Origin of the sequence: Actinoplanes subglobosus (genome assembly GCF_042650585.1) — a bacterium.
Classification (GTDB): domain Bacteria; phylum Actinomycetota; class Actinomycetes; order Mycobacteriales; family Micromonosporaceae; genus Actinoplanes; species Actinoplanes subglobosus.
Genome location: NZ_JBHSBL010000013.1, coordinates 1 through 19,702 on the forward strand (window position 1 = coordinate 1; position 19,702 = coordinate 19,702).

Here is a 19,702-nt window from a genome sequence, read left to right on the forward strand (position 1 = left end):
AGGGGCTTGACCCCGGACACACCGCGTTCACCCAGCCGGTATGGCCCTCCAAGGTGGCGTGTTCGTGACGAGGGGGCAGACTCGCCCACTGCGCCTGGTACGGCGTCCGCCGATGGGTGAACGAGACCGGCAGTTGTTGCAAGGCCTGGGTGAGCGACAACAGAGCGGCCCGCTCAGGCGGCAACGCCGCAGTGGTCTGTGGCGTCAGGCGAAGCAGATGGACCCGGTGACGACCGGTTGCCGTCCGGTCGGCCGCAGCGGCCGGGATCAGTCGAAGCAGATCTGTCGACAACAGATAGGCGTCATCGGCGAGCAGGTGATCGATCATGCCGGCCCGCGCGGCGTGGCCCGGCAGCGACCGCAGCAGATATTCCGGCGCATGCTCCCAACCCCGCTCACGGCCGAACCGGGTCAGCGCCGTGGTCAGCGCCCCCTCATCGGCGCGGACCCGGACGTCGTCACGCGGGCGCAGCAAGGCGTCGTTGAGGGATTGATGGAACAGCCGGAACACCGGCTGTTCGCCATCGGCGGAGGACTCGACCAGGAAATTCGCTGCCGCAGACCTGACGAAACCGGCCAAGCCCTCCTCGCTGACCCGGCAGCCCAGCGCGACCACCGCGGCGTGCCACAGCGCGAGAGTCCAGCCCGGCGCCTCCGCATACGCCAACGCGGCCAGCAACGAATCAGCCGGCACCCCCTCCACGGCCGGGAGCCGCTGCACGTAGGCCGTCAACGCCTCATCCACACTCGCGGTCAACACCACCGACCCGGGGTCGGCCAGCACCGCGTCATACATCCCCCGCCAGCGGGCCTCCAGCCCCGCCACCAGAAAGTTCCCGCCCGCCAGCGCGGCGATTCGATCCGCCACCGCGGCGGAGGTCACCGCATTGTCCGGCTCGTCATACGGGTTGCCGGGCCGCTCGTCGCCGGCCATCCGCAACGTCGCCAACGCGTACCCGGCCAGATCCTCGAGCGCGAAGAACCGTTCATCGTCCAGATCGATCACCTCGGCCGCCCCTGCCGGCACATCCAGCAGCAGCCCCCGCCCGTCCGCCCGGCGGGACCCGAGCACGACCTGAACACCACGCGACCCGCAGGCCTGCAGCAGCGGCAACACCACCGACCGCAGAATCAGCCGGGCCTCCTCCGCGGTGTCCGCCTCATCCACCGCGTCGACGACCACGTTGAACCGGCTCGGCCGCTCATCCAGCCGCACCGCCATCAACTCGACCAGTTCCTCCAGTCGCTGCGGCAACCCCGCCGACGCCGCCGCGGCGATCTCCCGCGCCACCTCCAACGCGGTCTTGCCCTTCGCGTGCACCGCACACGCGACCGATCCCACCCGCGCCCGCACCCCGGCGTCCTCGGCCGGCAACATCGCTGCCAGACCGGCGTCCGCGGTGGTCACCACCCGGCCCAGCACCGCCGACTTCCCCACCCCGGGCGACCCGGTCACCACCAGCACCCGACGATCGGTCACCTCCCGATCCAGCCAGCCCGAGATCGCCAGCAACGCCGCGTCCCGGCCACGGAACCGGTACCCCCGCTCCGCCACGCCGGTCACTCCCCGTGCCCGCGAACCGAAATGCCGCCGCGCCTCCCGGTCAGCCGAGAGCTTCCACCCCCACGACGCCAACGCCACCGCACCGGCATCCACAGCACGCCAGTCGATCAACACCCGCAGCTTGGCATCCGGCAGGAACCCGTCCACCGCCGCCAACGTCAACGCCTGCGCGTCACCCGGCCGGACCTTCGCATCACGAGGCCGCGCCCGGGTGACGATCCCGATCACCGCCCCACCCTGATACTCCGGCACCCACAGCCCCGCACCGGAGAACCCGGTCTCCACCGGATACGACGAATCCGTATCCAGCAGCACCTGGCCGTGCGCCAACATCGCGCCCACCAACCCCGACGCCTCGTTGCCATGCACCCGGCTACTGGACGGGAACCCGAACGCCCACCAGCGCAGACCCTTCACATCACGCGGCATCGGCGCCCGCAATCGCGCCGGCTCCACCTCCGGCGGAAGCTCCTCATCGAAATGCAGCACCGCCACATCCGCGATCTCCGGCGACTGCTTGTTCCAGTCGACCCGTGCCACCCGGTATCGCTGATCCCACGGCCCGTACTTGGGGAACGACACCCACAGATCGGCGCGACGAACACCACCCGAGAGCACCACATGCGCACACGTCAGCGCCCGCCGCGCATCGATCGCCACCGCCGTCCCCAACGGCGCGAACCCCGCCTCACCATCAGACTCCCGATCATGGACAGCCAGCGTCCACGAATCACCCGGATCAGCGAACGACGCCACTACGACTCGGCAGCCTCGCCCGGACGGTTACCGGGCTGCCACTTCAGCGTGACCTCGAAATTGCCCTCGGTCGCCGCCTTGGCCACCATCCAGTTCATCGTCCCGGAGACCTTGATCCCGAACTTCACCTCCACCTCATGCGGCGCACACACCTTCACCCGGTCCAGGACCTCGCTCGCCGCCTCCACCGCCGGCCCGATCGCCTCCCGGACCCTGCCCACCAGCCGCTCCGAGGACGCCTGCTCGAACCCCTCCGGTGGCTCCACCTCGAACAACACCACAGCACCGTCGTCCACCGTGTACCGAACAACCTGCGACACCGGCATCTCCCTCCACATGCGAATCACGCCAAGGTACGGATCGATCGGCGGCGCGGATCGAGATCGACGAGCTGCGGCAGCTGGACGAGCATGCCACCGACGCCGAGGCGGAACTGTTCGGGCGAAATCCGCGGGGTGCCGATCCCGCTCAGGCGGGATCTCCCGGGTCGTGACCGATCGGCGGTGGAGTGAAGCCGCCGAACTCACGTTCGAGCAGCTCGGCGAAACGGATCGGGGTGTGGTCCTCGAAGAGTGGGCCGATCAGCTGCAGGCCGATCGGCAGGCCCTGTGCCGTCCGGGTGAACGGCACGGCGGTCGACGGCAGGCCGGGCGCCGTCGCGATGCCACCCCACACCAGCTGGTCGAAATAGTCGTGCCGCACGCCGTCGATCGCGATCGTACGGCGGAACATCGGCTCGCTGTGGTCGTGCGGGAAGGCCGCAGTCGAGGACACCGGCGCGACCACGATGTCGACGTGCGAGAACAGTTCCGCCCACTGGGCCCGCTGGGCGGCGCGGACCCGGTCGGCCGCGAACCAGTCGCGATGGCTCAGGACCATGCCCCGGGTCCGCTCCGCGGCCAGCGACGTGTCGGACGGGTCGAGGGCGGCCGCGGCCTCCTGACCGGCCGCGTAGACCGCCGGCGGGAAGGTCGCCGCGAGGGTCGACTGGAGCAGCCGCATGTACGAGCGGGCGCCCTCGGCCAGGTCGGGCAGGTGCGGGGTGCGCCGCAGGACAGTGGCCCCGGACGCCTCCAGCCCGGCAGCCAGTTCGTCGATCGCGGCGCGCACCTCGGACGAGACCGGGACGAGCGGATGCTCCCCCAGCACGAGGACCCGGAACGTGCCGAGGTCGTCGTGCCGGGCCGGGCGCAACGCGGTCCGGTAGGCGATGCCGAGTCCTTCGTCGTCGGGGTCGGCGAGCAGCCGGATCATCATCGCGAGGTCGGTCGCGCTCCGGGCCATCGGCCCGATGACACCCAGGTCGCCGCCGAGATCGGGCAGCGGACGGGTGCCGGGGAAGGTGTGGCCGCGCGACGGGAGCAGGCCGACCGAGGGCTTGTGGGCGTACACCCCGGAGAAGTGTGCCGGCACCCGCAGTGATCCGCCGATGTCCGAACCCATCGACAGGGCGCCGAAGCCGGCGGCGAGGGCGGCGGCCGGGCCACCGGACGAGCCGCCCGGGGTACGCGCGAGGTCCCACGGATTGTTCGTGGCTCCGTGGATCGCGTTGTAGGACTGGAAGTCGCCGAGCCCGAGCGGCACGTTCGTCTTGCCGAGGATCACGGCTCCGGCCGCCTTGAGCCGGGCGACCGCCACCGCGTCGACGGCCGCGGTGTGATCCTTGAACATCGGAAATCCCCAGGTCGTGGGCAGCCCGGCGATGTCGATCGAGTCCTTGATCGTCATCGGGACACCGAGCACCGGCCCGGTCTCGCCCCGGGACCGCGCCGCGTCGGCCGCACCCGCCGCCGCGAGGGCCCGGTCGAAGTCGGGGACGCAGACCGCGTTGATGTCGCCGTCGAGGCGTTCGATCCGGGCGATCGCGGCCGTGGTGAGCTCGACCGCCGACACGTCGCCGGCATCCATCGCGGTGACCAGTTCGGCAGCGGTCGAGTACGCGTAATCGGTCATGCGCCCCAGCTTGCCCCATCGCGCCGGCACGCTCGCCCCGCGACGCGGGTCGGGCAGCCCACATGCTGCATCGACGGCCCGCTCAGGCGATCCGGTAGCCGATCCCACGTGCCGTCTCGATGGCCGGCGGTTCCCCGAGCTTGCGCCTCAACCGGCCCACTGTCACGGTCACGGTGTTGGTGAAACTGTCGGCGTTCTCGTCCCACACCTGCTCGAGCAGGCTCTCGGCGCTCAGGAAGCCCGGGCTGGCCAGCAAAAACGCCTCCAGCACCGCGAACTCCTTCGCCGACAGGTCGAGCTGCCGCCCGTCGCGGACGACGGTGCGGCGGACCGGGTCGAGGACGATCCCGGCTACGTGCAGCGTGCGGGGCCGCGCGTGCGGTCTGCGGCGAGCCAGGGCCTGGATGCGCAGGATCAGCTCCGGAAAGTGGAACGGCTTGGCGAGATAGTCGTCGGCGCCCAGCGTCAGCCCGCTGACCCGGTCGCCTGGCGCACTCGCGGCCGTCAGCATCAGGACCATCGGCCGGTCCACCTGTTCGGTGATCATCCGGCAGAGCGTGTCACCGTGCAGCCCGGGCAGGTCCCGGTCCAGGACCACCACGTCGTACCCGGTCAGGTCCAGCTTCGCGGCGGCGACCAGCCCGTCGTGCGCCAGGTCGACGGCCATCCCCCGATCCCGCAAACCTTCGGCGACCACCTCGGCCAGCGCGTCGTCGTCCTCGACCACCAGGATCCTCATGCCGCGACCGTCCCCGCCGGCAGGACGACCGACACCCGGAGGCCACCCTCCGGCCGGGCGAGCAGGACGATCCGGCCACCGTGAGCCGCGGCGACGGCCGCGACGATCGACAGACCAAGACCCGGCGATCCGGTACGGTCCCCGCCGAGCCGTTCGAACGGCTGGGTCAGGCGGTCCACCTTCGACTGGTCGAGGACGGGCCCGCCGGTTTCGACGGTCAGCACCGTCTCCTGGATGGTCGTGGATCCGCTGATCTCGATCCACCCGTCGTCCTGATTGTGGGTCACGGCATTGTCCACGAGGTTGCCGACCAGCCGCGCCAGCAGCGCCGGGCTGCCCTGGGCGACGGTCGCGGGCGGCACGGTCACCGTCACCCGCAGCCGTTTGCGGCCCACGTCGGCGGTCCTGTCCCGCACCGCGGCGGCGACCAGGCCGCCGAGGTCGACCGATGCGGTGTCGGCCAGTGCGCCGTGCTGCGCCCGGGCCAGCACGAGGAACCCGTCGAGCAGGTGATCGACCCGGTCGAGCTGCCTGCGCAGACGATCCGCGAGGGCCAGCGTCGAGGCCGCCGGATCCGGTTTGGCGACCGCGACGTCCACCGATGCCCGCATCGTGGCCAACGGCGTACGCAGCTCATGGGAGGCGTTGGCAACGAAACGCCGCTGCGCCGTGAACGACGTCTCCAGCCGGGCGAGCAGCTCGTCGATGGTGTCGGCGAGGTCCTTCACCTCGTCCACCGGCCCGGCGACGTCCAGTCGGCGGTCCAGACTGTCGGCCGAGATGCGCCGGGTGGCATCGGTGATGGCCCGCAGCGGCCGCAGGACCCGCCGGGCCAGCACCCGGCCGACCAGTACCGAGACCACAGCCATGACGATCAGCGCCAGCAGCGAGCCGACCAGCATCTGCCGGGACTGCTGCGCGTGCACCTCGGCAAGCTGACCCTCCAGGTCCCGGACACGCTGCTGCGCCGCGGCGAGGCTGCCCTGCGGGGGACGGTTCCCCACCGGGGCGACCTCGGTGAACCGGCCACCGGACAGCAGGAAGGCCAGACCCAGCAATCCGACGCCGGACAGGAGGAACACGATGGCGTACAAGATCGTGAACCGTGCTCCCACGGTCCCGATGCGCAGCCTGCTCATGCCGCCAGCATGCCCGGCGCGACCTAACAGCGGCGTGACAGCACCGGTTCGGGTCGTGGTAGGGACCGGTCCGTATCACTGACGGCATGTCGAACACCGAACTCCTCCGGCAGGAATGGACCGCGTTCCGCCGCCCGGGCCGCCTGATCGCCCTGGCCGCCGCTGCCCTGGGCGTCATCGCGCTGGGTCTGCTCGCCACGCTGGGGCACCGTGCGTCGTGTGACGGTCCGTGCCCGGCCGTTCCGGTCGCCGACGGCGGCTCCGTCGTCGGCGACCGGTTCTGGTTCCTGCACCGTGACCTGGGTCCCGAGGGCGCCATCACCGTCCGGATGACCGCGATGACCGGGACGATCACCTATCCCCCGCCCGATCACGACGAGATCGTGTCCGGGCTGGTGCCGTGGGCGAAGGCCGGGATCATCATCAAGGACGGCACCCGGCAGGGATCGTCGTACGCGGCACTCATGCTGACCGGCGGCCACGGCGTGCGGTTCCAACACGACTACCGTCACGATACCGCCGGCAGTGCGGCCGGTGTCTCACCGCAGTCCCCGCGCTGGCTGCGCCTGACCCGCTCGGGCGACACGATCACCGCATCCGAGTCCACCGACGGCGAGCAGTGGCACACCGTCGGCGCCGCGGCCCTCGACGGGCTGCCGGACACCGTGCAGGTCGGCCTCTTCGCCACCTCCCCCGGCGACCTCACACTCCGCAAAGTCGCTCTCGGCGGCGCGATCGAGGAGGTCCGGTTCACCCAGGCGGTCGGCGTCTTCGACAACGTCACCGTCGACGGCGGTGCCGCCGGTGCGTGGGACAGCGATCCGGTCGGCGAGATGAACCACACCGACTGGGAGAAGCACCACCTCGCCTCAGGAGCCGTGGAGAACGACGGCGTCATCACGGTCAGCGGCACCGGAGACATCGGTCCGATCGGCGAGGACGCCGCCCGTACCGTCGAGACCACCCTGACGGGCCTGACGGTCGCGTTGTTCGTCGTGCTCATCGTCGGGGCCCGCCACGGTGCGCGCACGACGCCCTCCCGGCGGCTGGTCGTCGCCCGGTCGACGGTCGTCGGTGCGGCCACCTTCGTCACCGGACTGGCCGCCGTCGGCATCGTCGTACCGCTGGGCGTGGCGATCCTGGCGAACAACGGCGTCCCGATGCAGCCGGTGCCGGCGCCGACCGGCGCCCGCGTGGTCATCGGCGTCGCGGCGGTACTGGCGTTGTGCGCGGTCCTCGCCTACGGGCTCGGTGTGTGGCTGCGCCGTGGCTGGGCCGCGATCCTCGTCGCGGTGTCGTCGATCGCGGTTCCCTACGCGATCACGGCATTGCCGCTGCTACCCGACGCGGCCGGTGAGTGGCTGCTGCGTGTCACCCCGGCCGCGGGCTTCGCGGTCGGCCAGACGGCGGTCGAGTATCCGCAGGTGATCGCCCACTACGCGCCGTCGGCCGGCTACTTCCCGCTGCCCGGTTGGGCCGGACTCGCCGTGCTCTGCGCATACACGGCAGTCATCCTGCTGCTCGCCACCGGCCCCCGGCGGACGGAGAAGCCCGTTCGGCGATAGCGGCCGATTCGGCTCCGGCCCGCCGCCGGCCGGGCGATGATGCCGGTGCCATGTCAGGAGAACAGAAGGCCGGGAGACTGGCCGAAGTCGAGGTCGACGCCACGGTCACCCGCCGCATCGTGGGTCTGCACGACAGCGAGGCGGACGAGTATCTCGAGCCGCCGTACGCGGCCGGCCATCCGTGGATCAGTCTGGGCACCTCGCGGGTCAGGTGCGGAAGCGGCCGTCGAGCATCAGGCCGAGGACGAACTCGGCCGATGGCCTACCGCGAGGACGTGAAGACGTTCCGCGGCGGCGACCTCAGAGACCGCCACCTGCGGTTCGCCGGCTTGATCCTCCGCGGAGGATCACGACTCCGGTAGCGACAGCGGAACATCCTTGCGCAGCGCCGCCGTGACCATCTGCCCCTGTGCGCGGGTGAGCTGGCCGTCCACCGGCAGCCCGAGACGGTCCGCCAGCGTCCGGCCGTGCAGGTCCACAGTGGCTTCCACCAGATCGGCCAGCAACCCGGCAGTCTGCCGCACCCGCACCCAGGCCACTGCGAGCACGACCAGGCCGACCACGGCTGCCGGCCACCACATCACGCCCAGGCCCAGATAGAGAATCCCCCAGCCGGCCAACCGCAGCGCCGCCGCGTAGGCGTCCTGGGCCGCCGACGTCTGGGCGCGTACGGGATCGTCCACGACCAGCCACATTCGCGGCCACACCGCCAGCAGATCGAGGCCGTAGGCGTCGGCCACCCGCTGGTCCACCGCACTGAACCGGTCGCCCACGAACGTCGGCCGGTGCGGGGCGCGCAGTGCGATCCGGTCCCGGCGCAGGATCGCCGCACGCAGCGGCGGATGCGGTTTCGTCACGTCGGCTGCCGCGGCCCGCAGTGCTTCCCGGGCCGCCCGGTCGGCCTGCTCCCACCGGCGGCGCCGCCACGCGGCCAGCCAGGATCCCGGCGGCCACGACCCTTCGGCCACGCACCACCGCCCGCACCCGGCGCCCAGCCCGGCCGCCGCCAGCCCGGCGGCGCCCGCCGCGAGCAGCACCGCCGCTGTGATCAGCAGCAGCGCACCCTGACTGCGCCCGACCGGCGACGCTGCGGTGTCGTCCACCCAGCGCGAGAGCGCCGCCACGTCGAACGGGTGGCGATGGGACAGACGGAACCCGACCACAGCGACCGCAACCAGCAGCAGGCCCGGCAGCATCAGCGCGGTGAGCCAGCGGTCGGCCAGCTTCTTGCCCAGCTCGGCGAGCAGGCCCGTCACGTCGGCAGCCGGGTGGCGCGCAGCGGGCGGCCGGTCGCGCCGCAGCGGGGTGGGTCGGCGGTGGCCTCCGGTCCCGCCGCGATCCGTTCGCACCGTCCCTGCGGGCAGCGGAACACCTCCACTACCGGATGGCCGAGCGCGCCTGGCATCGGACGGTAACCACGCGGTGGTGCACCAACGCCGTCCAGCCCGGCCGCGGCCAACTGCCGTTCGAGGAGGGCCAGATCAGCGGCGAGTCCGGTCGGGACCGTTGGGCCGTCGATGCTCAGGGCCGCGACCACTCGGTCGAGGGTGTCGGATGCCCGTGCCCGGGCAACCACCTCGCGGAAACCGGGTTCGTTCAGCGCGGCGCAGACCACGCCGGCTGCCGTGCCCACCGGATTCAACTCTCCGCCTCCCTTACGCTCCGACGTGTACGTGCGAGGCCCATCTGGTCGGTGCGGCGGGATAGCGGTCGCGCTGCCGCCGGACCGCCGCGTCGAGAGACTCCGCCGCCGTTGCCCCCGCCAGTAGCAGGGGGTAGACATCCGCCGTGATCTCGGCCGCGGCCTGATCTCCGACCGGCCACATCGTAGCCACCACCTGCCCGTAGCCGGCCATCTGGAAAGCGCCGGCCACGTGCACGGCCTCGTCGGCCAGATGCGTCGGGGCTCGCGCCGTGTCGCACGCCGAGAGATAGGCGAATTCGGCCGATGCGGGCCGTAGCCGCACGATGTCGGCCAGCGAGACCGGGCGGTGCTCGTGGTCGTGCAACAGCAGCCGGATGTCGGTTCCCCGCTCGGGTTCACCGCTGACATGACATGCGAAATGTGCCCAGGCGTGGTTGCCCAGCGCGGGTAGCACTGCCTCCCGGGTGGCGTGCTCGCCGGCCAGGACCGTCACCGGCGTCAGCGCGCGCAGCGCCTCGACCTCGGCGTCCACGTGTGGCAGGTCGGCGGCGCCGGGGGTGCGGGGCATGGCGACCACCAGCACGCTGGGTTTGTCTCCGGTGTCCGGCTGTCTCGGCGGGGTGAGGCTGCGGATCGTGGGCAGGTAGGAGCTGACGACGCGGTCGAGGACCGTGGGGCCGTCATCGTCGTGCCGACCGGCAGCATGCAGCGGAAGCTCGACCAGTGGACCGGTCGGCACCCACCAGATGCGGGGCCGGTGAGGCTCCTGGCCGGTGACGCCCGCGGCGTCCAGCACCGGGCGTGCCGCTGCTTCCCACAGCCAGGCCAGGACCGCCGTCACCAGACGTTGCCCGGCGAGCCGTTCAGCGATCGTGCCCCGCTGGACGGCCCTGATCGCCCCGCGGAATCCGGCGGCCGCCTCACGGACCTCGGCCAGCCTCAGATCGGGCAGCGGGACGACGACCGGGTCGCCCCGGCCCAGCAGGATCGCATCGCAGCGGGCATCCGACACGTTGAGCACGGCCACCAGACGGTCGGCGCAGCGTTCCCGCAACTCGGCCTCGGTCGGCGGGGACAGGAAGCCGTCCAGCCCAGGCTGCCGGCGGATCTCGGCCACCACCTCGTCCAGGCGCCGGTCGAGATCTTCTCGACGATGCGCGCTCTCCGCCGGATCGGCAAGAAGGTCAGGGTCCGGGTCGAGCGTCTCGATCAGCGCCGCGAACTCCTCCGCCAGGCCCGGCTCCCGCTCGTGCAGCGCGGCCAGTTCGGTGCGCACGCCGAGTGCCTGGTCGAGCAGCACCCCACGTCCCTGTTCCAGCCAGCGCAGAGCCAGCCCGGTGTCGCCGTCGGCGAGGGCGCGGGCGGCCGCCCGCGAGGCCAGGCCCGCGAACAAGCCGAGATGCTCCTCGCGGTCGGCGCGCGGCAGGCCACGCCGGGCCGTGCGAGGGAGCAGGTCGAGTGCCAGCGCGTACGCCTCCCGCTGCGTCGGGTCACCCAGCAGCCCGCACACGGTCGCCCACAGATCGGCCGCAAGCACTCGTTCGGTGGCCGCGATCCGCGCGTTCGTGGCCACCGCCCGCAGGCCCACAACGGCGGCAAGCAGCTCGGCCGGGTCGGCGCCGCCGATCGCGCGGGCCGCCAGCAGCCGTGCCAGCGTGGTGCGCGCCTCTCCCCAGCGCGGATGCCAGTCGGGAGTCGCGGCCGTCCAGGCTTCCGCTTCACGGATCGCTTCGTCCAGGTCGGCGTCGTGCAGCAGGATCCGGCAGAGCACACCCAGCCGTTCCGGCCGGTCCGGATGATCCTCCGGGGTGGCGGATACGGCTGACCGGGCCACCATGGTGGCCCGGTCAGCCGTATCCGCGTCTCCGGTGTGCAGGGCGTGCTGGTGCAGCGCCTGCGCCGCGGCCGTCTCGAAGGCGGCACGTTCCGGGTGCCCGGTACCGACGGCGGTCACGGCCCCGGTGGTGAGCCGCACGGCCTCATCGAGCAGCGCGGGGTCGTGGCGGGCGGCGGCCAGCAGCGCGGTGCCGAGCGCTACGGCTGCGGCCGGCCGGTCGGGACTGTCCGGTGGTGTCTCGGCCAGCGCGGCGCGGAACAGGTCGACTCCCTCGCGTACCGCCAGTGAGTCCTGGGTGGCCGTGCCGACCTCGACGACGATCGCGGCGAGCGCGCGCAGGCGGGTGGCACGCTCGGCGTCCTCGGCGGAGGTCTGCCGCACCGCTGTCCGGGCCAGGGCCAGTGCCCGGCGCAGGTCTTCGCCGCCGGTACGGCGGGCCCGCAGCCGCAACGCCTCCGCCGCCTCCACCAGCGCCGAACTGTCCGCGTCCAGCAATTCGATCGCCTCGTCCAGCGTCGCCGGATCGCCGAGCCGTCGGTACAGCAGGGTGAGCGCCACGCCGAGCCTGCGCCGCGTCTCACCGCCTACAGGTCCGGCGCGCAGCAGCTCGATGCCGTGCCGCAGCAGGTCGAGTTCGCCGGTGCGGCGGTACTCGTCGAGCGCCTGCTCGGCCGTGGCGGGAGCCGGGGTGCCCGAGCCGGCGAGCAGGTCCAGGGCGGCGTCCACACTCCCGCGCAGCCGGTGGGCGGGTGGCAACTCGGCCCGGGCCCGATCGAGCAGCGCCCGCGCCTCGTCGCGGGCGGCCATGACGCCGCCGCGCTCGAACCGGGGCACCAGGGCGAACGCGAGGTGGACCTGCCGGACGATCCTCTCCGGGTCGCCGGCCGGGGTCGCCTCCACAGCGGCACGCAGAGCCAGTACGGCGTCGTCCTCCCACTCGGCGGCCAGCAGGGCGTTGCCGTGACCGGTCCACAACTCGGCGAAGCGCGGATCGCCGGGTGCCAGTTCGCCGATCGCTTCCTCGTGTAGTGCCCGCGCCTCGCGCAGCGGCTCGGTCTCGCCGGTGTGCTCGGCCAGCGCCACCAGGCCGCTCGCCAGCCGGGACAGCACCAGCGGGTAGCTCGGATCGGTGGGCAGAACCTCCCGGTAGGCGGTCCGGGCGAACCGCACGGCCGCCTCCAGCCGTGCCTCGTCGCCGTCCCGCTCGAAGCGCAGCCGCTCCAGGTCACCGAGCAGAGACAGGGCACGGGCCCGGTCGTCCCCGCCGCGCCGGGCGTGTTCGGCAGAGAAGGCGGCCAGGTCCCGGGCCAGATCGAGCGGCACCGGATCATCGGTGAGCAGGAAGACACCGCGGGCTCGTTCGGCGCTGCCGAGCGGATCGTCGACGTCGACGGTGATCGGCGGTACGCCCCGGTTCGCGCGTGCCTGCGGCGCGCCGGGTCTGCCCGCGGGCGGGCCGTGCTCCAGCAGGCTGGCCAGGAACTCCAGTTGCGGGCGGATCTCCGGGGCGTCCCAGCGTTCACCCTGCCGGTACCAGCCGAGGGCCTCGTCGTGCCGGCCCGCCGCCCACAGTTTCATCACCAGCGGGTAGAACGCTGCCAGCACGCCGCGCTCGAGCGCAGCCCGGAAATACTCAATCGCCCGGTTGTTGTCGCCGCGCCGCTCGTACACCCCGCCGAGATTGTTCAGCGCGTGAGCGTCGCCGCCCTCGGCGGCCCGCAGTAGCCACGTCTCGGCCTCGGTCAGTTCGTCGCGCTGTTTCAGCAGCACGCCCAGCCTGTTCATGGCGTCCGTGTTGCCGGCGGTCGCGGCCCGCCGGTAGCAGGTCTCGGCGCGGCCCGGATCGCCGAGTGACTCCTGGTATATCGCGCCGAGGTCGGTGAGCAGCGCCGGGTCGTCGGAACGGGCGGCCTGCGCGAACCAACGGCGGGCGCCCACCTGGTCGCCGCGGTCGAGCAGGTGGAGCCCGGTGCCGAGCATGGCGGCGAACGTGTCGTCGGCGGCGGTCACGGGGCCCCGTCGGTGTCGGACCTCAGGGCGAGATGATCGAGGATGCCGGGATGCTCCTCGGTCAGGTCCCTGAGCTGTTGCAGGATGTGCACGGCCATGGCGCCGCCGGCCCGGCCCAGCGACGAGGCCAGCTCCAGGGCGCGGGTGAACGCGGTCGCTGCGAACGGGGCCTGGCCGAGTGCCCGATAGATACGCCCGCTCAGTACCAGCGAGTTGGCGTGTTCCCAGTCGGCCAGCGACGGATGCGGGGCAGCTTCGGCGAGCTGCTGACGCACCATGACCGCGGCGGCGGCGACCTTCGCGGCTCCGGCCGTCTCGCCGGTCTCGAACAGGGCCACGGCCAGGTTGTGCCGCGCCGTACCCAACTCGGTCCGGCCTTCCGGGTGACCGTCGCGCACGAGCCGCTCGGCGAGATCCACGGCCCGCTTCCCGTCGGCGATCGCCTGCTCGCCCGCTCCCGACTGCAGGTTGAGGATGCAGAGGTCGGTGTGGCAGCGAGTCAGCTCACGCAACACCGTGATGTCTGCGGCCCCCGGCCCGGCGAGCAGCGCCTCCCATCGCTTCGCGGCCTTCGCCGCAGTTTCGGATGCCACCGCCGCACCGTCGATCTCCACCTGTACGGTGGCCAGCCGCCACAGCGTGCGGGCGGCGCCCTGGCTCGCCTGATAGTCGGGCTCGAGTGCCTCGTACATCTCCAGGGCTTTCGTCAGCAGAGGCACCGCGTTGCGCAGGTCGCCGTTGCGGCCCGCCTCGACGCCCGATTCGTGCAGAGCCGCTGCCGCCTCTATCGACCTCCTCCGGCGGCCGCTCCACCAGGACATTCGAGGACCTCCTCCACACTGGACATCGGCGCGGATGTCCAGAATCCCGCGCGGGCCAACTCCGGCACAAGGTCTTCACCGGCGATCGGTGGCAAACGACGCCTGGAGTGGCGCGGAAGGTCAAGTCCGGCACGGCAAGGCGTCGCGACTGTGCATATCAACGGCTGGGCCGACGGTGCTGATCCTCGACCTGGATGTCGTGCGGCCCGGACGGCCGCAGATCACGACTGCCAGCCGGTAGGTTCCTGAGATGAGCACGCACCTGCCCGACGGCGGCAGGCAGCTGTCGTCGGACGAGATCGACGCCCTGCCCGCCCGTTGGGCTTCCTGCTTCGGCCCGGGTGAAGTCGCGCGACGCCTGGCCGGAGTCCAGACGCCCTGGTGTGTGGCGGCCGGCTGGGCTCTGGACCTGTTCCGCGGCGAGCAGACCCGCGAGCACGGGGACATCGAGATCGCGATCCCCGCCGGGGCCTTCGCCGAGATCCGCGACCGCTTCCCGGGCCATGTCTTCGATGCGGTCGGCAGCGGCCGGATCTGGGCGGACGCCACACCCGACCAGTTGTCGGCCACGCATCAGACCTGGCTGCGCGACCCGGGCACCGGCGACTATCTGCTCGACGTGTTCCGGGAGCCGCACGACGGTGACACCTGGATCTGCCGGCGCGACCCGGAGATCCGGTTCCCGTACGCCGACATCGTCCACCGCACTCGGGACGGTGTCCCCTATCTCGCGCCCGAGCTGGTGCTGTTGTTCAAGGCCAAGCACCCGCGTCCCAAGGATCAGGCGGACTTCGACACCACCGTCGGCCACCTGTCCGCGGTGCAGCGTGCCACCCTGGCGGGGCTGCTCAGCCGTGTGCACCCGGGACATCCCTGGCTCGCGCAGCTGTGATCGTCACGGTTCACTGGGCGACCCTCAGCGCGCGCCGCGGCTGCCGATCGGTCAGAGGCCACGACCGCTGCGACGGCGCCGGTACGCCGAGCGTGTCCAACCGGTGCAGGATCACCCCTTCGCGCAGAGCCCAGGGACAGATCCGGAGCTCGTCGACCGACAGCGCCCGCATGGCCGCCCCGGCCACCAGCGCGCCCGCCACCAACTGGTGGGCGCGGCCGGGACTGACCCCGTCCAGGCCCGCCAGGTCCGGTGACGCCATCCGGCTGATGAAGCCGAACAGCTGACGCAACCCGGCATCGGTGAGAGTCCGTACCGCACGCGGTCCGTCACTCGACGGGGCGGCACCGGCGAGCCGGGCGAGCGAGCGGAACGTCTTCGAGGTCCCGACCGCGAGATCGTACGGCCCGATCTCGCGGATCCGGCGGGCGATCGGGGCGAGGACGACATCGAGGTCGGCGGCGAGCGCCTCGACGTCACGGCGTGCGGGCGGGTCACCGGGCAGCCGTTGCCGCGTCAGCCGGCCCGCTCCGAGCGGCACCGACAGGGCCACGTCGGGGTCCTCGTCACGGCCGATCGCCAGTTCCAGCGATCCCCCGCCGATGTCGAGCACCAGTAGCCGCCCGGCGGACCAGCCGCACCAGCGGCGTACCGCCAGAAAGGTGTAACGGGCCTCGTCCTCGCCGGACAGGAGCCGCAGCTCGACGCCCGTCTCGGTGCGCACCCGCGACAGCACCTCGGCCGAGTTGCCGGCGTCGCGCAGCGCGGACGTCGCGAAAGCGACCAGTTCCTCGCAACCCGCGATCGCCGCGGTGGCCTTCGCCCGGGCCACGGCACGCACCAGCCGGGCGGTCCCGGCCTCGGTGAGCCGGCCCGCCTCGATGTGTTCGGCCAGCCGCAACTGGGCTTTCTCCGACCGCATGGGGTCGGGATGGCCGCCCCGATGGGCGTCCACGACGAGAAGGTGCACCGTGTTCGATCCGACATCCAGCACGCCGAGCCGCATATCCGGACGGTAACTCCCCGGTAACACATTCGCGCGGCCGCACGAGGAGATTCACCGGAAGTTCGGCGAACCTTCTTCCGCCGCCCTCACAGCCTGGCGGGGTGGGAGGCCGCGGTGGCGTCGGCCGTCCACGGCGGGGTGGCGGCGACCACCCGGTTGCGGCCGGAGGACTTCGCCTGGTAGAGCGCCTGATCGGCGAGTTCCTGGAGTTCGCGTTCCTCGGTGCGGAGCCGGCCCGGGGACGTCACGGACCCGATCGAGACGGTCACCGGGATGCCGTCGGCGGGGCTGGCCGCCAGCGTCGCACGGATGCGTTCGCCGATTCCCGCCGCGAGCGGGGCGTCAGCGTGCGGCAGCAGGATCAGGAACTCCTCGCCGCCGATCCGGAACATTCGGTCCTCGGCCCGGATCGCCTGCCGGATCACGGTCGCCGCGTGGCACAACACGTCGTCGCCGACGGCGTGGCCGTACCGATCGTTGATGCTCTTGAAGTGGTCGAGGTCGCACAGCAGCATGCTGAGGTGGCTCTCCCGGGCGTCGGCCTCCTTCGACATCCGGTCGAACAGCGGGGTGAGCGCTTTGCGGTTGAGCGCACCGGTCAGTTCGTCGGTGGTGGCGTCCTGCCGGGAGGCGATGTCCGCGGATTGCAGATTCATCGCGATCAGGCCGGTGGCGACACCCAGGGCGGTGGTCGTCAGACCGAGAAGCGGGCTCGGGTACGCCTTCGCGGTACCGAGCAGATCCGCCAGCAGGCAGGCGACGGCCCCGGCGAGAGCACCACTGGACATGGCGACGAGCAGCACGACCCGTCGATATCGGGCGGCGAGCATCATCACCGGCAGGATCAGCCACGCGAGAAGCGGGCTGTGGATGCCGCCCGTGGCGGTGACGACCGCGCTGAGCGCCAGCTCGAAGCTGCCGGCGATGAGGATGCCGGCGATGACGACCGAACGGTAGCGGGCGATCAGGTCGTTGACGACCGCCAGGACCAGGCACAGACCGACGGCGATCCACACCGCGGGCGTCGACCACCACCAGGCGATCAGTACGCCCGGCGGCAACAGCACGAGACAGACCTGCCGGCGGCTGCGGTTGATCCCGGCGTGCGCCGCCACGAAACGTTCGAGGTCCCAGTCGTCCGGGCACAGCCGCGACATGGGGCCGGCTGCGATCGTCGTGGTGCGGGAGCGCCTGGTCACCTCACGACCATCGGATCGACGCCGCACGACTTGAGCGTGATCCACATCAACCGATCGGTTGGCCGCACGAATCGCCCGCACGTGGATGAAGCGCCTTCGATACCCGGCTGAGCAGCGGAGCCTCGCCACCAGTGGGGCGGCTGACGGCGGATGTCAGAGGAGGCCGGCGTCGAGGTGCCCGCGCATCTTGGCCAGCGCCTTGGTCAGCAGCCGGGACACGTGCATCTGGGAGATGCCGATCTGCTCGGCGATCTGCTGCTGGGTCAGGTTGCCGTAGAAACGCAGGGTGACGATCTTCCGCTCGCGGTCGTCGAGCTGGGCCAGCGCCGGCCCGAGCGAGGTCCGGGTGTCGACCGCCTCGTAGTCGTCGGTGCCGTCGGTGAGGGTCTCGCCGAGCTCGGTGCTGCCGTCGGCACCGATCGGCGTCGACAGGCTGGTGGCGTTGTAGGCGCGGGCGCCCTCCAGCCCTTCGAGAACCTCCTCCTCGGTGATGCCGATGTGGGCCGCGATGTCGGCGACCTGCGGCGAACGGCCGAGGGTGTGGGTCAGGGTGTTGTTGGCCTCGGTGATGGCCAGCCGCAGCTCCTGCAGCCGCCGGGGCACCCGGATCGACCAGGTGCGGTCGCGGAAGTGGCGCTTGACCTCGCCGAGGATGGTGGGGATCGCATATCCGGCGAAGTCGACACCCCGGCTCGCGTCGAAGCGGTCGACGGCTTTGATCAGCCCGACCATGGCGGTCTGCACGAGGTCGTCGGTGAGCTCGCCGCGGCCGGAGTAGCGCTTGGCGAGATGCCGCGCCAGCGGGAGCCACGCTTCGATCGTCTTGTCACGCAGCGCGGGGCGCGACGGGTGACCGGCGGGCATCGCGGCCAGTGCGTTGATGAGGTCGCCCGCGACATCCGAAGCACGGTCGTCACTGATCGTGTCCAGCTGAGCGGTGTCCGTCATGGCACCGGTCGCGATGGATGTCGTGGTCATCTTGCCCTCCAGCTGTCTGCCTGCACCGATGTCCGTTCGGCAGCAGAACGATAGCCGAATAGTCGAGTGTAAAGCTAGCCGAAAGTACTAGTGACTTTTGGATTCGGTTCCGTCACAGACGGTTGCGCCCGCGCTTTGTCGTGCCGTTTCGCCGCGTACATCAGCTCGTCCGCGCGGGCGACCAGCTGGTCCCCGGACTCGCTGCCGCGGGCCACGGCGACCCCGATCGAGACGCCCACCACAAGCTGATGGCCGGACCACCGGATCGGCTCGCGCAGGGCTGACACGACACGGTCACGCAGGCTCGCGGCCTCACGCTCCTCGGCACCGGGACAGATCACCAGGAACTCGTCACCGCCGAGCCGGCCCACGACGTCATCGGCACGGACCGCGTCACGCAGCCGGCCCGCCACCGCCTTCAGGACGTCGTCCCCCGCCTCGTGACCGAGCCTGTCGTTGATCGGTTTGAAGTCGTTGAGATCGCAGAACAACACCGCCACCGCCGTACCGCGACCGGAGAACTCCTGCAACAGCGAGAAGAGGTGGCGGCGGTTCGGCAGGCCGGTCAGCTCGTCGTGCTGGGCCTGCTCCACCAGCAGGCGCCGTTGAGCGGCCCGGCTGCGTTCCAGCTGACTCAGTCGCACCAGCACCAGCACCGTCATGGCGGCCTGACCGGCACAGAGCAGCACCACGTCCGGCTCCTGCCCGAAAAACACCGGTGGTACGGCGCCGACGGCCGGACCGAGGAGCAACCCGGCACCCACGTACCGCAGCCGGACCGTCGTCCCGCCGGTCGACGGAGACACCTCACCCAGGTGGTCGTTGGCCGGATCGAGGGCGGCGCCGGCCAGGCTCACCATCGCCGCCACCCAGAACAGCACGATCCAGGCCGGCTGGCCGCCGGTCACCGGATCGGTCCGGGTGATGAGCGTCGTCACCCCGACCAGCGAGCAGCCGAGCGCGACGAACATGTACCGCAGGGTGTTACGGGCGGCCCCGGCCTCGGGAACCAGCTTGAACAGGCCACCCATGATCGCCGTGATGCAGAAGACCGGGATCAGGATGACGACCTGCGCCGCGACCGGAGTGTGCAGCGTCAGCAGTGCCGGACGAAGGAGGAACTCCCACAACGGGGTCGTCAGGCCCATGCCGATCAACGCCGCCTCGACCACACCACCGGACGCGCCGGCCGCCCGGCGCCGCAACGCCGCCAGACAACCGGTGATCATGCAGGCCCACGCGATCGCCTGGATCACACCGGTCCAGACGTTGTCGGCGGTCGCCGCTCCCCCGAGCCCCACCCGCAGAAACCAGTGCAAATGCACGATCGAGAGGAGGGCCACACCGGGAGCGGTGGCCGTCCAGACCCGGCGATGGGTGCCCCGATAACGATGCAGTGACACGAGAATGGCCGCGAGAGCCGCCATGTCGGACGCCAGGGGCAGCAGGGTGCGCAGCGCGGACCCGCCCCACAGATAGGTCAACCCGGCCACGACGATCGTCGTGAGGACTGCGCGCCGCACGACGACGCTCGACAGCCCGACCTGTACCGAGAACACGCCGTTGATCCTCCAACAACGGATCGCCGGCCACGCCGG

The 19,702-nt window shown here is 71.6% G+C and carries 15 protein-coding genes; 2 read left to right on the forward strand and 13 right to left on the reverse strand.

Features of this window, described 5'->3' with window-relative positions:
* The 5 genes from ACFO0C_RS12595 to ACFO0C_RS12615 all read right to left on the reverse strand — a co-directional run.
* A partial coding sequence (locus tag ACFO0C_RS12595) for an AAA family ATPase (RefSeq protein WP_378066761.1) occupies window positions 1-2,224 on the reverse strand: 2,224 nt, incomplete at its 3' end.
* Window positions 2,225-2,319: 95 nt separating this feature from the next.
* A complete protein-coding gene (locus tag ACFO0C_RS12600; protein WP_378066762.1) occupies window positions 2,320-2,640 on the reverse strand; it encodes a CU044_2847 family protein in 321 nt (106 codons plus the stop codon).
* Between the two features lie 148 nt (window positions 2,641-2,788).
* The gene (locus tag ACFO0C_RS12605) at window positions 2,789-4,273 is read right to left on the reverse strand and encodes an amidase (RefSeq protein WP_378066763.1); all 1,485 of its coding nucleotides are present in this window, start codon (window positions 4,271-4,273) and stop codon (window positions 2,789-2,791) included.
* Window positions 4,274-4,355: 82 nt separating this feature from the next.
* Window positions 4,356-5,012 (reverse strand): response regulator transcription factor, encoded by a 657-nt coding sequence (locus tag ACFO0C_RS12610; protein ID WP_378066764.1) that lies wholly within the window; start codon window positions 5,010-5,012, stop codon window positions 4,356-4,358.
* Window positions 5,009-6,151, reverse strand: coding sequence for a sensor histidine kinase (locus ACFO0C_RS12615; protein WP_378066765.1), 1,143 nt, complete (start codon window positions 6,149-6,151; stop codon window positions 5,009-5,011). The genes ACFO0C_RS12610 and ACFO0C_RS12615 overlap by 4 nt, the downstream gene beginning before the upstream one ends.
* An 86-nt stretch (window positions 6,152-6,237) precedes the next feature.
* On the opposite strand from ACFO0C_RS12615, the gene ACFO0C_RS12620 reads away from it, so the two are divergent.
* Window positions 6,238-7,716 carry a hypothetical protein gene (locus ACFO0C_RS12620; protein WP_378066766.1) on the forward strand — a complete coding sequence of 493 codons (1,479 nt, stop codon included), beginning with the start codon at window positions 6,238-6,240 and terminating at the stop codon, window positions 7,714-7,716.
* 347 nt (window positions 7,717-8,063) lie between these two features.
* Here the strand turns inward: ACFO0C_RS12620 and ACFO0C_RS12625 are convergent, their stop codons facing one another.
* From ACFO0C_RS12625 to ACFO0C_RS12640, 4 genes are read right to left on the reverse strand one after another with little or no spacing between them, the layout of a single operon-like run.
* Window positions 8,064-8,972, reverse strand: a complete 909-nt coding sequence (locus ACFO0C_RS12625) for a hypothetical protein (RefSeq protein WP_378066767.1) — start codon at window positions 8,970-8,972, stop codon at window positions 8,064-8,066.
* On the reverse strand, window positions 8,969-9,349 hold the full coding sequence (locus ACFO0C_RS12630; RefSeq protein ID WP_378066768.1) for a hypothetical protein: 381 nt from the start codon (window positions 9,347-9,349) through the stop codon (window positions 8,969-8,971). Before ACFO0C_RS12630 ends, ACFO0C_RS12625 begins: the two co-directional genes overlap by 4 nt.
* Window positions 9,350-9,371: 22 nt before the next feature.
* Window positions 9,372-13,208 (reverse strand): CHAT domain-containing protein, encoded by a 3,837-nt coding sequence (locus tag ACFO0C_RS12635; RefSeq protein ID WP_378066769.1) that lies wholly within the window; start codon window positions 13,206-13,208, stop codon window positions 9,372-9,374.
* The gene (locus ACFO0C_RS12640) at window positions 13,205-14,029 is read right to left on the reverse strand and encodes a tetratricopeptide repeat protein (protein ID WP_378066770.1); all 825 of its coding nucleotides are present in this window, start codon (window positions 14,027-14,029) and stop codon (window positions 13,205-13,207) included. The genes ACFO0C_RS12635 and ACFO0C_RS12640 overlap by 4 nt, the downstream gene beginning before the upstream one ends.
* A gap of 250 nt (window positions 14,030-14,279) precedes the next feature.
* Between ACFO0C_RS12640 and ACFO0C_RS12645 the strand changes: the two genes are divergently transcribed.
* On the forward strand, window positions 14,280-14,921 hold the full coding sequence (locus tag ACFO0C_RS12645) for a nucleotidyltransferase domain-containing protein (protein ID WP_378066771.1): 642 nt from the start codon (window positions 14,280-14,282) through the stop codon (window positions 14,919-14,921).
* A 10-nt stretch (window positions 14,922-14,931) separates the two neighbouring features.
* Here the strand turns inward: ACFO0C_RS12645 and ACFO0C_RS12650 are convergent, their stop codons facing one another.
* The 4 genes from ACFO0C_RS12650 to ACFO0C_RS12665 all read right to left on the reverse strand — a co-directional run bounded on the left by ACFO0C_RS12650 (window position 14,932) and on the right by ACFO0C_RS12665 (window position 19,663).
* Window positions 14,932-15,927 carry a Ppx/GppA phosphatase family protein gene (locus tag ACFO0C_RS12650; protein ID WP_378066772.1) on the reverse strand — a complete coding sequence of 332 codons (996 nt, stop codon included), beginning with the start codon at window positions 15,925-15,927 and terminating at the stop codon, window positions 14,932-14,934.
* Between the two features lie 86 nt (window positions 15,928-16,013).
* Entirely contained in the window at window positions 16,014-17,126 is a 1,113-nt protein-coding gene (locus ACFO0C_RS12655) for a GGDEF domain-containing protein (RefSeq protein WP_378066773.1), read from the reverse strand.
* 153 nt (window positions 17,127-17,279) lie between these two features.
* Complete coding sequence (locus tag ACFO0C_RS12660; protein WP_378066774.1) at window positions 17,280-18,104, reverse strand: SigB/SigF/SigG family RNA polymerase sigma factor; 825 nt, start codon at window positions 18,102-18,104, stop codon at window positions 17,280-17,282.
* 74 nt (window positions 18,105-18,178) lie between these two features.
* Window positions 18,179-19,663 (reverse strand): GGDEF domain-containing protein, encoded by a 1,485-nt coding sequence (locus tag ACFO0C_RS12665; RefSeq protein WP_378066775.1) that lies wholly within the window; start codon window positions 19,661-19,663, stop codon window positions 18,179-18,181.
* Window positions 19,664-19,702 lie beyond the last annotated feature (39 nt).